Consider the following 13,484-nt stretch of genomic DNA (forward strand, 5'->3'; position numbering starts at 1 on the left):
TGTCAGAGCAAGATCGGCTTAGCCGGCCTTGTTGATGTTGGACGAGACGTTCGAGAACGTCTTGTTCAGGTTGGTGCCCAGCGTCGTCATCGTGGCGATGGCGGCAACGGCGATGAGGGCTGCGATCAGGCCATATTCGATGGCCGTCGCGCCCTTGTTGTTCTTGAGAATCTTGCGGATCGTCTGCATTCCGGTCTCCATGCTTTCCAAAGCGTCAATCACCCGGCTGAACCGGACATCACACCGGAGCAGCGACGATGTTTTACCCCTATCCCTTTGAAGAAAGGGTAAACACGATGCGATCAGCGGGCGTTGACGATGCGGGAGCTGACGCGATTCCAGATGCCGATGGTGCTGTCGGCCGTCTGGCCGACGCCGACGATGATGACCAGGAAGACGAGCGCCAGGATCAGGCCGTATTCGATGGCGGTCGCGCCACGCGACTGATGCCAAAGGTCGGCAAGGGGCACCCGAGGGCGCAACAGCTTCGCGATTCGCAGCTTCATCGAGAAAACGGCTTATCCGTAAGGGCTTAAGAATGAACGAACGGGTGATTTTTCCGGTAGTTGCCGCAGCTTTGGTCGATTCCGCCGGTCGCGTGCTGCTCCAGCAACGCCCCGCGGGCAAGCCGCTGGCGGGGTTGTGGGAGTTTCCTGGCGGCAAGGTGGAGCGCGGCGAATCGCCCGAGGCGGCACTGATTCGCGAACTGGCGGAGGAATTGGAGATATCGGTCGCGTCGGACGCGCTGACGCCGGCGGGGTTCGCGACCGAAGTGTTGCCCGACCGGCACCTGCTGTTGATGCTGTATGTCATGCGGGAATGGCAGGGCGAGGCACGGCCGCATGCCGCGACCGCGCTTCGCTGGGAGCGGCCGGCCGACATGGCCAGCCTGCCGATGCCGCCGGCGGACCCGCCCCTGGTCCGCCAGCTTGCCGCCTGTCTGGCCTGGGATGCCGCCGGGATCAGGCGATCGGCGGCAGCTTTGCCAAATGCTTCTCCAGCGTGATCGGATAATCGCGGATACGCACGCCGGTGGCGTTGTAGACCGCGTTGGCGATGGCCGCGCCGACGCCGCACAGGCCAAGTTCGCCCACCCCCTTGGCCTTGATCGGCGAGGCATAGGCATCCGCTTCGTCCAGGAAGATCACCTCCTGATGCGGAATGTCGGCATGGACGGGGACCTCGTAGCTGGCCAGATCGTGGTTCACGAAGAAGCCGAAGCGGGTGTCGACCGCCAGCTCCTCCATCAGGGCCGCGCCCACCCCCATCGTCATGGCACCGATCACCTGGCTGCGCGCCGACTTGGGATTGATGATCCGGCCCGCGGCACACACCGCCAGCATCCGGCGCACCCGCACCTCGCCGGTATAGGCATCCACCCCCGCTTCGACGAAATGTCCGGCGAACGTCGATAGTTGGTACTGCTTGTCGAGATCGCCATATTCGATCTGGCCATCCGCCGAGAGGCCGTCGCGGCCCGCTGCGTCGCCCAGCTTCGCACGGCGGTTGCCGGAGCGGACCTCGCCATCGGCAAAGGTCACGTCGGGACCATCATAGCCCAGCCGCTGCGCGATGCTGGCGCGCAGGTTCATGCATGCGGCATAAACTCCGGACGTGCTGTTCGCCGCGCCCCACTGGCCGCCTGAGCCGGCGGAGGCGGGGAAGTCCGAATCGCCGAGCAGCACGACCACCTTGTCCAGCGGCACGCCCATCGCTTCCGCGGCGGTTTGCGCGATGATCGTGTAGCTGCCGGTGCCGATATCGGTCATGTCGGTGGCGACGGTCACCACACCCTTGCGATCGATGCCGACGCGTGCCGCCGACTTCTGGGTGGGGCTGTTGCGGAAACCGGCGGCCATGCCCATGCCGACCAGCCAGCGGCCGTCGCGCACCTGTGCCGGCTTCGGATTGCGCGCGGACCAGCCAAAGCGTTCCGCACCCATTTCCAGGCAGCGGACTAGTTGGCGCTGCGAAAAGCGACGTTTCGGGTCCTCGGGATCGACCTGCGTATCGTTCTTCACGCGAAAGGCGACCGGGTCCATGCCCAGCTTTTCCGCCATCTCGTCCATGGCGATTTCCAGCGCCATCATACCGGGCGCCTCGCCGGGGGCGCGCATCGCATTGCCTTCCGGCAGGTCGAGCACGGCCAGGCGCAGCGCGGTCATGCGGTTCTTGCCGGCATATAGCAGCTTGGTCTGCGCGACCGCGGTTTCCGGATCGCCCTTGGGCAGGTTGCCGCTGGTGCTTTCATGCGCGATGGCCGTGATCGTGCCGTCACGGGTACAGCCCAGGCGGATGCGCTGGATGGTGGCGGGACGGTGCGTGGTGTTGTTCGCCATGATCGGCCGGGTCAGCGCGACCTTGACCGGGCGGCCCGCCGCCTTCGCACCCAGTGCCGCGAGCACGATGTCCGCGCGGATGAACAGCTTGCCGCCGAAGCCGCCCCCGATGAAGGGCGAATCGATCCGCACATCCGCCGGGTCCAGCCCCAGCGTGGTGGCGAGCGAGCGCTTGCCCCAGGCGATCATCTGGTTCGACGTCCACACCGTCAGCTTGCCGTCCTGCCACGCCGCGATGGAGGCGTGCGGCTCCATCATCGCATGGCTTTCGTCGGGCGTGGTGTAGGCGGCGTCGAGCTTCACCGGTGCCGCGGCAAAGGCGCGGTCGAAATTGCCGACGCGGTCGATCGGCGGCGCGCCCGATCCTTCCCCGCTGTCGCCACCGGTATAGGGGGCGGTCGGCGCGGCTTCCTTCAGGTCGAACCGACCTTTGGTGCGCGCATAGTCGATGCGCAGCAGGCCCGCGGCGGCGCGCGCCTGCTCGAACGTGTCGGCCACCACCAGCGCGATCGCCTGATGATAATGCTCCACCACCGGCCCGCCGAACAGCGACGCGGTGTTCATCCGGCTGAGCGGCAGCTTGGGCATGTCGAGCGTGCTGATCACGGCAATGACGCCGGGGGCGGCCTTGGCGGCGGCGGTGTCGATCGCGGTCACCCGCCCCTTGGCGATGCCTGCACCGACGACATAGCCATAGGCCGCGCCGGGCGCGACATCGTGGCGTTCATAGGCATAGGGTGCGGTGCCCGTGGTCTTGCGCGGGCCGTCGATCCGGTCGGTCGGTTTCCCGACGATCGTCATCCGGTCGAGCACGTTGGTGCCGGCTGGCTGTTCGTACTTCATGCGCGCGCCTCCTTGGCTTCGTCGAGGACAAGCGCCAGCGTGCGTTCCACCAGGGGAACCTTGAAGGCATTGTCGCGGGTCGGGCGGGCCCCGGCCATCAGGCGGGCGGACACCGCCCTCGAACCTTGCGGCATGGCCGCCTCGGCCGCCTCCACCCGCCACGGCTTGTGTGCCACGCCGCCGATCGCGACGCGCCCGGTGCCGTCCTTCTGGATGACCGCTGCCACGGAGACGAGCGCAAAGGCATAGGAAGCGCGGTCGCGCACCTTCTGATAGGCATGATGGCCGCCCAGCGGACGGGGCAGGGTGACCGCGGTGATAAGCTCGCCGGGTTGCAGCGCGTTTTCGACATGCGGGGTGTTGCCGGGCAGGCGGTGGAACGCGTCGATCGGGATCGTCCGCGTCGCACCGGCGGCGTTCACCGTCTCCACCTGTGCGTCGAGCACGCGCATCGCGACCGCCATGTCTCCGGGATAGGTCGCGATGCAGGCATCGCTGCTGCCCACCACCGCCAATTGCCGCGAATAGCCGCCGATTGCCGCGCAACCGGAACCCGGCCGGCGTTTGTTGCACGCCTGGTTGGTGTCGTAGAAATAGGGGCAGCGGGTGCGCTGGAGCAGATTGCCCGCGGTGGTCGCCTTGTTGCGCAACTGTCCGCTCGCGCCCGCCACGATCGCGCGGGACAGCACGGCGTAATCGCGGCGCACGCGCATGTCGGCGGCCAGCGCGGTGTTCGACACGAAAGCGCCGATGCGCAGGCCGCCCTCCGGCGTTTCCTCGATCCGGTCCAGCTTCAGGTCCTGCACGTCGACCAGATGGGTCGGTGCCTCGATCTCCAGCTTCATGAGGTCGAGGAGGTTGGTGCCGCCTGCCAGGAACTTGGCGCCCGGCCGCTGCACCACCGCGGCCGCCGCCTCTGCGGGCGTCCGGGCGCGTTCATAGCTGAAGGGCTTCATGCGTTCGCTCCCGCGACTTCGGCCATCGCCTCGGCGATGTTGGAATAGGCGCCGCAACGACACAGATTGCCGCTCATCCGTTCGCGCATCTCGGTCGTCGTCATCGGCGAGGCAGCCGTGATGTCGGCGGTCACATGGCTGGGGACGCCGGCCCGGATCTCGTCCAGCACCGCGACCGCCGAACAGATCTGGCCCGGCGTGCAATAGCCGCATTGATAGCCGTCATGCTTGACGAAGGCCGCCTGCATCGGATGCAGGTCGCCGGGCTGGCCCAGCCCCTCGATGGTGGTGATGCGGTCGCCCTGATGCTGCACCGCCAGCGACAGGCAGGCGTTGATCCGTTTGCCGTCCGCGATCACCGTGCAGGCGCCGCACTGGCCATGGTCGCACCCCTTCTTGGTGCCGGTCAGGCGCCAATGCTCCCGCAGTGCGTCGAGCAGCGTCGTGCGGGTATCGACCTGCAACTCGCGCCGCTTGCCGTTCACCTCCATCGCCACGGTTATCATGCTGGGCTGGGCCGCGGGGGCGGGGTCTGCGCGTCCGCCGGCACCGCGGTCAACGCGGCCGAGGCGGCACTGCCGACCAGCATCCCGCGCCGTGAAATCGCGCGTTCGCCGGAAGTGTCCATGTCATCTAGCTCCTTGGCCCATCGAGGCGGGCCGGTGATGGATCGCCCGTGATATCAGGCGGGAAGGGCGTGCACGCCGGATCGCAAGCATAACCTGCGAAAATGCGTATCGGGAGCCGTCGGCCCTGCCAACCGTCCAGAAACGCACCAACAATTTTCTTCATGAAACCGAAAAGGGACGTGATTGGTTAATAACTGAAACCTTCGTATTGTATCCACTAAGATACAGCGTCCGCGCGCTACGGGGGCAGTTTATTATCGAAATAGCGGTTCGACCGGGCTACTAACAAGACCATCAAGCACACGCTTATCGTGGTTGGTATGTGCAGATGCGGCAACGCAAAGCCGCGCGTCCCGTGCACGACATTTTATCCCTATGGATCGCTTAATTGGTTGACTTATCTGCGTCGTCGCGAACCGCACTTGATTGATAAAAAAGGCAAGCTCACGGCCGACCTGTTCGTGCTGATCGAGACTCCAGATCGGATCCACGCACCGCCCGCATCAGCAGCGGTTCAATGCGCTCTAAAAGTTCGTTGCTGATGGTCGCGCCCGCACTACACGCGACGGCCTCACAGCAGATGTTGAGGTAGCTGCCGGGCTGATAGCCAGGCTGCGGCCCTGATGACGTGACCTGGCATGTCTGCCAGAACGGGTCGATGCATGCTCGGTCGTCGCGGCGGACGCTCTACAGGTAGGCGAGCAGGAACCGGAGGCTGCTCTACAGGTACCACCCCGTCTGTGTGACTTCATAGAGCGCGACCAGCGCCTTGAAGGCGAGATGCACGCGACTGATGCACATTCCCGAGTGTTCTCAGAACAAACTGGTAATTGCGATGGAGAATGCCTTGTGAAGTCCACAAGGAATTATGATGGTGGAGCAAACACGGTGGAGGATTTGCGTCTTCGACGACGAGGATGCGCTGAATGATTACATCGCCGGCGCGATCTGGAAAAGCTGCCGCCACGCAGCTTGATGATCAGCCGTAACCCGCGCGCCATCCTACTGGCCGACGGTTATACGCGGGATAGCAGTGTCCGCCGTTGCGGCAGCGCGATCAAACCACCGTGATTAGCGGCACGTGCCTCGGAATCACGCCGCCATGCGCTTGAACTCACCTCCGTTCAGCGCTTGCGCCAAAAGCCATGACCTTCGCGCTAATTCATAGACGGCCGTTGAGCCGATTAGCGTGCCGGCACATATCAATATGATTTCGATCATCGGCGCCATTCCAATGTTCAGCAACGCTCCTCCGATGCTGAGCAGAAACATTTCATGCACCAGATAGATGCAGAACGAAGCATCAACGATATACATGACTACCGCGCTTTTTCGGGAAAAATAGCGGCGCATTAAGGTGAAAAAGGCTTTCGAAGCGTAAAAACCTGCCGCTGTCTCTATAGCGATTCTCGTCATGGATAGAGGATGCCATCCCTTCTGCGATGCCAGCGCGACTTTTTCGTAGAAGGCGAAGTAAGTGATAAGGTATAATGCGATAATGGTTATGGCCAAAAAGCTATCCGTGCGGTCAAATTTCATAAATTGCTCAAAATGAGCTGGCGACATGTGCATCAATACGCCGAAGAAGAAGAAAGTTGAGTATCTCACGAAGGATATGGCGTAATATTTCGTCCATGGGTCACCGCCGCTAGCCAATGCTGCGACTTTGCCCAGCACAATCGCGATAACGGGGACGGCAGCCAGCAAAGACAAAAAGACGACTTTTTTCACGGTGGGGTTGAGCACATTTGTCCAGTCTCGACCGACCCCGGTGTTCTGTTTCTGCAAGACCGATGCGAGTGGCAGCAGGCAGATGCAGAACATCAGTAAAGTAATCAGGAACCAGCGAGGGCCGACCCAGTCCAATACGCTTGCGTGAGACGCGGCGACGAGGGATGAAAGCGGGCCAAGCTTGCTGTTGAACATCATGGTGATCGCTTCTTCGACAATTCCCAGCGTCAGTGTAGTGGCAATTAACGGGACGCCGAGTTTGTAGATCCTGCCTTTGATCCAGGCGCTTGTGTCGCGCTTTGAGAGGATCAACGCCGCAAAAAAGCCGCTAAGGATGAAAAATGACGGCATCCGGAAGCAATGAATAATACCTGAGATCAGCGAGGCTAGAAAGCTTTTGTCCGGGGAATCAATGCCAAAGCCACCCGAGATTCGGTACATTTCAGATGCGTGGAACGGTATTCCCAGCAAGAGCATAATCGCTCGCGCTGCATCCATGAAGTCGAGACGCCCAGCAGGTTTCGTGCGGATATAATCCGCCGAAGCAATCGCATCGTGTGCCATTATTCCCCCATCGCGGCTTCGAGCCCGCGCCGCGATGGGCGCATAGCAGTCAACTAAGCCGCCGTACCGGTGCGTTATTTTACAACGTACAATTTTAGTACAGCGCTACCAATGAATTGAGTGCCGCTACAGATGCAGGAGAAGTTCGGTCTGACCGGTCAAGCCATTCCGGTATCGAAGTACGCCTGCTCCCGCATGCGTAATGCGTCGCGCATATCCTCGAAGGCCGGATTGAATATCACCCGCTGATGTTGCGCATATTTATCTCCTGGCATGGAGGTCTTCCGCGTTAGCGCGCCATTCTAGTCTATTGGCACTCCCCGCGCTTTCCTCTTGGAAGCGGGCGGCCAACATCTTGTTCATTCGCAGGGGGAGCCATAGGTAAGCCAAAGGAAGAGGCATGTGTTAGCCAAACCCTCCTCCGAAAACGGCTGAAATCTGCTATTTTCGGAAGAAGGATGGAGGCCCGACCGGGCTTCTACTAAACGTTGAATCGCAGTAACTTAGCATGGCTAACGTGTGTGGAAATGGTCACGCATATCTGCGCCCTCCCGAGAAGCAGGGCTAACCTTTTGGACGGATCAAACGGCCGTTTTTACGTGGCCGCGTGCAGCGCACTTCCGCCAGCAGCGCATTGATGCAATGTCTAGAACCTTTGCAATGACGCAGTTTCGAGAGCCGGGCGGCTTGCTGGAGATCGGCGGATCGTTCAGCTTCACCCCGTCAGCGGCAACGAACGCCGGAGCGGCATAACTGCTGGCAGCAGGTAATTGGTTTAACGCTCAGCAGCACCCACGAGAGCAATGATGACCGAAGACGATATTCCTCGCCTCAGCTGTACCGAGCAGGAATTTGTTTATGCCTTCCGCAAGGAGGGTTTCCTGTCGCCTTTCATAGACGAGGCTGTCCCTGCTGTCGTTCGTCAGCATGCCGAATGGTTCGCGCATGCTGCATCACTAAATCGGGCGGGCCTCGCCGCGCTATATCGCCGTGAGAACGAAGTTGTAGGCCTCTCTAGCCATCATCCTATATCATTGGCGACCCGCATGATTTGGCGGGCATTGTCAGCTTTCCAAGGAGCAATCATCCTTTATCAGCGAGGCATGGCTCCAGAAGGGGACACACTGTCTCGCAGCATCTATGAGATAGCATTTTGGCTCGGATTTATTGATTGTGATCCTGAGGCAGCAAGGCGCGCGTTCATCAACGACGAATGCAAATCACAAAAGGCAAGGGCTAAATATTACTTAGAACAGTATAGAGATGGCGCTTACCAGCCAAATCCAGACATGGAAGATCAGCTTAGACAAAGGATTGCTGATCTAGACTCTAAGATAATCAGAGCTGATACCGTTTCTATACAGGATGCTGCGAAGCGTGGCGGTTTGTATAGCTACTACGATGCGTACAAGCACCTTAGCGCAGGCTCCGCGCATAACTCGCTCAATAGCCTTCACCGATACCTGAAGCGCAATCAGGATGGTTCTTATGATGGGCATATAATCGGTCCAGACCCGGACTCCCTCGCCGAAGCCCTGCCAGTCCTTTGTATAGGCTTGGGCGTGGCACTGTCCATGTTCTGTACGATTGTGGCGATCGACGGCAATGAAGCCGAATTGCATGCGCTCTTGATACATACGGATACTATGAGGAAAGAGCAGCGAGACGCAGGAGGGGGCGTAAGTACCATCGTTTAGCGTTCAGACGGCACATCCCTACCTTGACCGTCGCACGTTCCTACATACTTCCATGTGGAACATACGAGGAACAAAGGGCAGTATGCCGTCCTCGAATCGCCCATGGAGACGATGATGCAGACCGCTACAGACACGCGCCCGGCCTTTACCGAATGGTTGAAGGCGCAGCAGGATCGATCCGGCCTTGTCGGCCAGCTGGTGACCGCCGTCCGCCTGGACCGCCAGTTCCCGTTCAACGGATCTCCGGACGACGTTCGCAAGCACCTCAACAAGATGCAGGCCGATGGCGACATGTTCGAAGCCGTCGACGAGGCCGAGACAGATTGGCTCTGCTACTGATGCCCCGGAGCATGCGCCGGCCTCCGTTCCAGCAAGTCGAGCGCGTCAGCCGCTACCATGAGCCATGCCCGCGCCGGACGCTGGCGCAGCGGGTGCAGGCATCGCGGGAGAGCTATGCGGCCTTGTCCCGCATGCTCGGCCGAGGAGACGGCTACCTCGGCCGCTTCGTGAACGACGGCCACCCGGCCGCGCTATCTCCCGGTGATCATCGGACGCTGGCCGAGTTCTTCGGCGTGGAGGAGAGGGGGCTCGGCGTTCGCGATCTCTGGCGGCGATGAGGCCCGAACTCGACGAGGCGCTATGGATGAGCTTGGGCAACATGAGGACCCATCGGGTTCGCAACGTCGTCGCTCGCTGCCGGTGCGGCCACGAGGCCTCGGTCAACGTCGACATGCTGCCGGACGCGGCGAAGGTGCCCGCGCTCTGCCGGCGCCTCCGATGTTCGCGCTGCGGCAAGCGCCCTTATTCTACCGAGCCGGATTGGCCGACGCGAGGTGAAGCCGCAGGAGCGCAATCCTGATGCGGGTTCCTGCGCGCCGTCACTGAGGCCACGCGTCCACCAGCAGCCGGCGCCGCGCCTCGCACGCCGCCAGATCGAAGCGGCCGTCACGGATCGTGGCATCGTCGTCCGCCGCGGAGGCGCTGCCGTCAGCCTGCCGGTGCTGGGGCGTCGGCAGGCACGGCACCAGCGCGGCTGCCGGCAGGACGGGCAAGCTCTGCGTCGAGCTCGTCGATCGCGCGCACCCGGTCAGGAGCCCGGCACAGCACGCGCCCAGCATCACTATTCGCATATTCCCTCACTGTGTTGGTGGATCGGATGATCAGCGGCTCGCGCGTCGCCAAGCTCGCGGCGTAGGAAGCGGTCGCGGCCGCCTCCCGCCTGACGTGTGCCGTCTCAGCCTTGGCGACGTCGCGTTCGCCGTTCGCGCGGTCGACGATGCGGCCGGACGCGCAGGTGATCGCCTTCTCGCGATAGCCTGCGCGGAGATGGTCGAGCCGCGCCACCCACAGTCCGAGCAGCAGGACCGGGATGGCGGGCCAGAAGCGGAGCGCCGCGGCCCACGTCATGCCTCATTGGTCGACAGCGGGATGCCCGCGATCGCCTTCATCAGCACGGGCGACCCGATCACCGGCTCGCCCTTTGGCCAGCGGATCGCGATGCAGCGCGCCTTCTCGACGCGCATGATGTTCACCGCGTCCGACTGGTTGCCGCCCAGGACGTGGTAGGCTCGCGCGTCCTCGCCGACATAGAAGCCGACATGGCCGCCCCCGGCCCGATCGAAGACCAGCACGGCACCAGGCGCCACGCGATCCGGCCGCAGTGCCGAGCCCCAGTCCGCCCACGCCTTCGCTCGCACCGCGATCCGCATGCGGTGCATCCCTTCGGCCGCGAGGTCGATCCCGCCGGCGGTCAGAGCCTCTGCGACGAAGACCCCGCACCAGGGCACGCTGTCGGCATTGTAGGCAATGCCGAGCACCTTCACGCCCAGCCGCTTGGCCCAGCCCATGATGATCGGGCTGTTGCCAGTGCCGGGCGCCTCGCGCACGCCGATGCGTGCTCGCGCGGCCCGAAGCCACGCCGGTTCGTTCTTCATCATTTTTCCTTTCAAGGTTAACGTCGGAACCGCCCAGCGCGGGCGTTGTTGACGCGATCGAGCCAGCGCCACTCTCCCACAGCTGTTTGGCTCACAGCCTCAACGGGCCCGCCTCCTCCCCACCCGGGGCGGGCCCGTTTATTTGACGGTGCGTCGAAATGGCACGCGCGCACAGGCTTCCCGCCGTGAACTATGGCTACTATGTGCGGCCTCGAGCGGCTGAGCCGCTGCTGCTGTGCGCGCCCAAACGATGCGGCAGCGGGGCGGCCTTTCTCCCTTTTTGGCCGCCCCCAACCGCAGATTAGAGCTTGTCGATGTCACGTGGTGCCGCGGGTTCTGCTGGCCCCGTCCCGGTGGTCACCGGAGGCAGCTTGTCGAGCGCTGTGGCGAGGTTCGCGTCTTGCTGCGCGCTGGCGCCTTTGCCGACTTGGAGAACGGCCGCGACGGCAGCACCCACGATCGGCCCCAAGCCAGTGAAATAGCCGTCGACAAAGCGGGTGTTGTTGGGCGGCACCTCATGGAAGAAGGCCGCGCCGGCGAGCGCCAGGTAGCCGATGATCAGCACTAGGGCGATGACGTAGCGCCAGTGGCGGTCGACGTCGTTCATGCCGCATCCTCCGAGCCGGCCGGGGCGATGCGGGCCGCAGCGATTGCGCCCTTCTCCGCGACCTCGTTCGCTTCCTGACGCTCGCGCATCTGGCGGACGCGCGCCGCAGACTCGCGCGCCTTGGCCGGGTCCAGTTCGATCAGCGCCAGCAACATCGTGAGGCACTGGTCCAAGTTGTTCATCCGGTGCCGCATGATCTGCAACTCGGCCGCATGCTGAGCGCGCTCCTGCTCCAGCTTCGCTTCGTGCTGCACCGTCTGGCGATCGAGCCGGCTTTCCAAGTCGGCGATGCGCCGGCCCATGCCCTCCATGTCCGCACGGCGCGTGTCCCGGGCGATGATCTGCCATGGGCCCCACTGGCGGACGATGAGGGACACGACGCCGATCGCCGCGAGAATGACGCCGGTCCACACGCCTGCGCGTATCGATCCGCCCGCCGAAGTCTGGACGACCGCATGCGCAGCCGACGTCATGGTGGTCATGTCGTGCTTCTCCGATCCGCTTCATTGCGGAATTGTCATGTGATGGTCAGGCGCCCGATACGGCCGCCCGCGTAGAAGGCTTTCGTTCGCTGGCTACGCCGTCCCCCGGCTACAGCGACACTCCCCGCGGCCGGCGTCTTCTCCCGTGGCGCCGGCCATCCCCGCAGTTTTTCTTGTGCTCAGGATACGTTAGGGTTCAGGGCGCGGAAATGAGCATTCCCGAGGTTTATCACGCTGCAAAAGAGTGGATCGCGGTCAACACCGGCTACACCGATCCAATCCTGCACACGCACGGGGGCTTGCTGATCCTCGTGGCAACGTGGGCAATCACGCGCCGCCCGTTGGGCTCGTTCATTCCCTTCGTCGCTGTTGTCGGCCTTGAAGTGCTGAACGAGGTGGTTGACTTCATCGGCTACGGATGGCGCGCCGCCGACACCTATTCTGACATCGGCCATACAATCTTCTGGCCGCTCGTGATCAGCGTCTGCGCCCGTGTACTTACGCAGGGTAGTCACGATGCTCGACAACCATCGAAGCGTTACAAACGGTAAGGCTCTTAACCGTCAGGCATGGTTTGCAGAGCGGCTACAGCCGCCTCCAGTTCGCCAATGCGCCGACGCTGCCAAGCCGCTTCAATCGCCTGACATTCGTCATATCGCAGGCCCCAACGATCGCCGGCCTTGCGGGCAGGCTGAGCGTGAGTGACGATCTCGCCATCCTCGTTACGCACTTCCTTGACGGCAGGCGTCGCCTCCCATTCGTCATGGCAGAGCAGGCCGATCTCGCGGGCATCGAGACCGCGCGCGGCGAACGCCTCCTGTACCTGTTGAGCAATCAGGCCCAGGTGCCAGCGCGCTTCCTCGCCCTTGGCCTTCACCGCATCGCGGAAGCGGAATCGCTGCCACTGCACGTCGCCCCAGGCATCCAGCCACTCGGCTGGGATATCGCCGATGTCCTTCTTCTCGCGCTTGTCCGACGTGTTGATGGAGCCGGTGCCGGAATAGACCACCGACCAGCGGAAGCCGCCTGAGCCAAGCGTCTGGCCGTTGTCGTTACCAGGCCGCAACGCGCCGCCCGCCTCCAATCGCAGCTTCTCCGATCCAAACTGGCGTTCGACAAACGAGATGCCGTTGGTGTTGGCGGGCGTCGACACCGACCATGCAGCCACGTTGCTGGAGAAGTAGATGCTCGGGGCCACGCCAGCGATATTGACCACGTCCTGGATAGACGTGATGTCCGGTGCGATCTGCATCCGCACCGCTGCTCCGACGATCAATCCAAGCACATTCGGCGCTAGGCGGGTGATGCCAGTGTCCTGATCGGCGATGAAGCGGAAGCCCGGAGCGCCTACGCCACCATCCTGGAACATGCCCTGACCGACGGTGTCTCGGACAGCCCCGAAGGTGTTGAGAATCGCCAGCGCGCGCAGGGAGAGGTCGACGTCTCCGCCTGACGTTTCCACGATGTCATAGCCGGTGCCGTTGAGCGTGGCCGCGACCCAAGGACGGGCGAGCGTCAGTTGCGTGTCGCTGTTCACCTCGGCGATGACGGCAGCGCTGCCGCCCACCGGGATCAGCAGGAAGCCGGGCAACACGTTGGCAACGAACTTCGTGCCGGCGCCGGTGACTACCCGGCTCCCGTTGGTGAGCGTGATCGTACCCACAGAATAGGTCATGGCAGGTCCTCAGATGAAGGGTGCGGG

General features: G+C 62.8%; 15 protein-coding genes and 1 pseudogene. 5 read left to right on the forward strand and 11 right to left on the reverse strand.

Going from position 1 to position 13,484, the window contains the following annotated elements:
- Window positions 1-18: 18 nt before the first annotated feature.
- Both NPJ82_RS05740 and NPJ82_RS05745 read right to left on the reverse strand, forming a co-directional pair.
- Window positions 19-189: a Flp family type IVb pilin gene (locus NPJ82_RS05740; protein ID WP_149681791.1), complete on the reverse strand. Its 171-nt coding sequence runs from the start codon at window positions 187-189 to the stop codon at window positions 19-21.
- 113 nt (window positions 190-302) lie between these two features.
- A complete protein-coding gene (locus NPJ82_RS05745) occupies window positions 303-506 on the reverse strand; it encodes a Flp family type IVb pilin (RefSeq protein ID WP_267349434.1) in 204 nt (67 codons plus the stop codon).
- A gap of 32 nt (window positions 507-538) precedes the next feature.
- On the opposite strand from NPJ82_RS05745, the gene NPJ82_RS05750 reads away from it, so the two are divergent.
- Complete coding sequence (locus tag NPJ82_RS05750) at window positions 539-1,006, forward strand: (deoxy)nucleoside triphosphate pyrophosphohydrolase (protein WP_342658631.1); 468 nt, start codon at window positions 539-541, stop codon at window positions 1,004-1,006.
- Here the strand turns inward: NPJ82_RS05750 and paoC are convergent.
- From paoC to NPJ82_RS05770, 4 genes and pseudogenes are all read right to left on the reverse strand, one after another.
- The gene (paoC, locus tag NPJ82_RS05755; protein ID WP_112384006.1) at window positions 963-3,182 is read right to left on the reverse strand and encodes an aldehyde oxidoreductase molybdenum-binding subunit PaoC; all 2,220 of its coding nucleotides are present in this window, start codon (window positions 3,180-3,182) and stop codon (window positions 963-965) included. The two genes, NPJ82_RS05750 and paoC, sit on opposite strands and share 44 nt — an antisense overlap.
- Window positions 3,179-4,138 carry a xanthine dehydrogenase family protein subunit M gene (locus NPJ82_RS05760; RefSeq protein WP_342658632.1) on the reverse strand — a complete coding sequence of 320 codons (960 nt, stop codon included), beginning with the start codon at window positions 4,136-4,138 and terminating at the stop codon, window positions 3,179-3,181. Before NPJ82_RS05760 ends, paoC begins: the two co-directional genes overlap by 4 nt.
- A pseudogene (gene paoA / locus NPJ82_RS05765) lies at window positions 4,135-4,766 on the reverse strand (aldehyde dehydrogenase iron-sulfur subunit PaoA). The gene NPJ82_RS05760 and the pseudogene paoA overlap by 4 nt, the downstream one beginning before the upstream one ends.
- Window positions 4,767-5,859: 1,093 nt before the next feature.
- Window positions 5,860-7,062, reverse strand: coding sequence for an acyltransferase family protein (locus NPJ82_RS05770; RefSeq protein WP_342658633.1), 1,203 nt, complete (start codon window positions 7,060-7,062; stop codon window positions 5,860-5,862).
- Between the two features lie 803 nt (window positions 7,063-7,865).
- Here NPJ82_RS05770 and NPJ82_RS05775 point away from each other — a divergent pair.
- From NPJ82_RS05775 to NPJ82_RS05785, 3 genes are all read left to right on the forward strand, one after another.
- Window positions 7,866-8,759 carry a DUF5677 domain-containing protein gene (locus NPJ82_RS05775; protein ID WP_342658634.1) on the forward strand — a complete coding sequence of 298 codons (894 nt, stop codon included), beginning with the start codon at window positions 7,866-7,868 and terminating at the stop codon, window positions 8,757-8,759.
- Between the two features lie 111 nt (window positions 8,760-8,870).
- Entirely contained in the window at window positions 8,871-9,098 is a 228-nt protein-coding gene (locus tag NPJ82_RS05780) for a hypothetical protein (protein ID WP_342658635.1), read from the forward strand.
- Window positions 9,099-9,109: 11 nt separating this feature from the next.
- A complete protein-coding gene (locus tag NPJ82_RS05785; RefSeq protein WP_342658636.1) occupies window positions 9,110-9,376 on the forward strand; it encodes a hypothetical protein in 267 nt (88 codons plus the stop codon).
- A gap of 370 nt (window positions 9,377-9,746) precedes the next feature.
- On the opposite strand, the gene NPJ82_RS05790 is transcribed toward NPJ82_RS05785, so the two are convergent.
- From NPJ82_RS05790 to NPJ82_RS05805, 4 genes are all read right to left on the reverse strand, one after another.
- The gene (locus NPJ82_RS05790) at window positions 9,747-10,166 is read right to left on the reverse strand and encodes a hypothetical protein (RefSeq protein WP_342658637.1); all 420 of its coding nucleotides are present in this window, start codon (window positions 10,164-10,166) and stop codon (window positions 9,747-9,749) included.
- Window positions 10,163-10,693 (reverse strand): TIGR02594 family protein, encoded by a 531-nt coding sequence (locus tag NPJ82_RS05795; RefSeq protein ID WP_342658638.1) that lies wholly within the window; start codon window positions 10,691-10,693, stop codon window positions 10,163-10,165. Before NPJ82_RS05795 ends, NPJ82_RS05790 begins: the two co-directional genes overlap by 4 nt.
- Before the next feature lie 301 nt (window positions 10,694-10,994).
- A complete protein-coding gene (locus NPJ82_RS05800; RefSeq protein WP_342658639.1) occupies window positions 10,995-11,300 on the reverse strand; it encodes a hypothetical protein in 306 nt (101 codons plus the stop codon).
- Window positions 11,297-11,782 carry a hypothetical protein gene (locus NPJ82_RS05805; RefSeq protein ID WP_342658640.1) on the reverse strand — a complete coding sequence of 162 codons (486 nt, stop codon included), beginning with the start codon at window positions 11,780-11,782 and terminating at the stop codon, window positions 11,297-11,299. The genes NPJ82_RS05800 and NPJ82_RS05805 overlap by 4 nt, the downstream gene beginning before the upstream one ends.
- 209 nt (window positions 11,783-11,991) lie before the next feature.
- Here NPJ82_RS05805 and NPJ82_RS05810 point away from each other — a divergent pair, with 209 nt between their 5' ends.
- Window positions 11,992-12,333, forward strand: coding sequence for a hypothetical protein (locus tag NPJ82_RS05810; protein WP_342658641.1), 342 nt, complete (start codon window positions 11,992-11,994; stop codon window positions 12,331-12,333).
- Between the two features lie 5 nt (window positions 12,334-12,338).
- On the opposite strand, the gene NPJ82_RS05815 is transcribed toward NPJ82_RS05810, so the two are convergent.
- Window positions 12,339-13,457 carry a tail fiber domain-containing protein gene (locus NPJ82_RS05815; protein ID WP_342658642.1) on the reverse strand — a complete coding sequence of 373 codons (1,119 nt, stop codon included), beginning with the start codon at window positions 13,455-13,457 and terminating at the stop codon, window positions 12,339-12,341.
- Window positions 13,458-13,484 lie beyond the last annotated feature (27 nt).

The organism is Sphingomonas sp. NY01 (assembly GCF_038809135.1).
In the GTDB taxonomy this organism is placed as follows: domain Bacteria; phylum Pseudomonadota; class Alphaproteobacteria; order Sphingomonadales; family Sphingomonadaceae; genus Sphingomonas; species Sphingomonas carotinifaciens.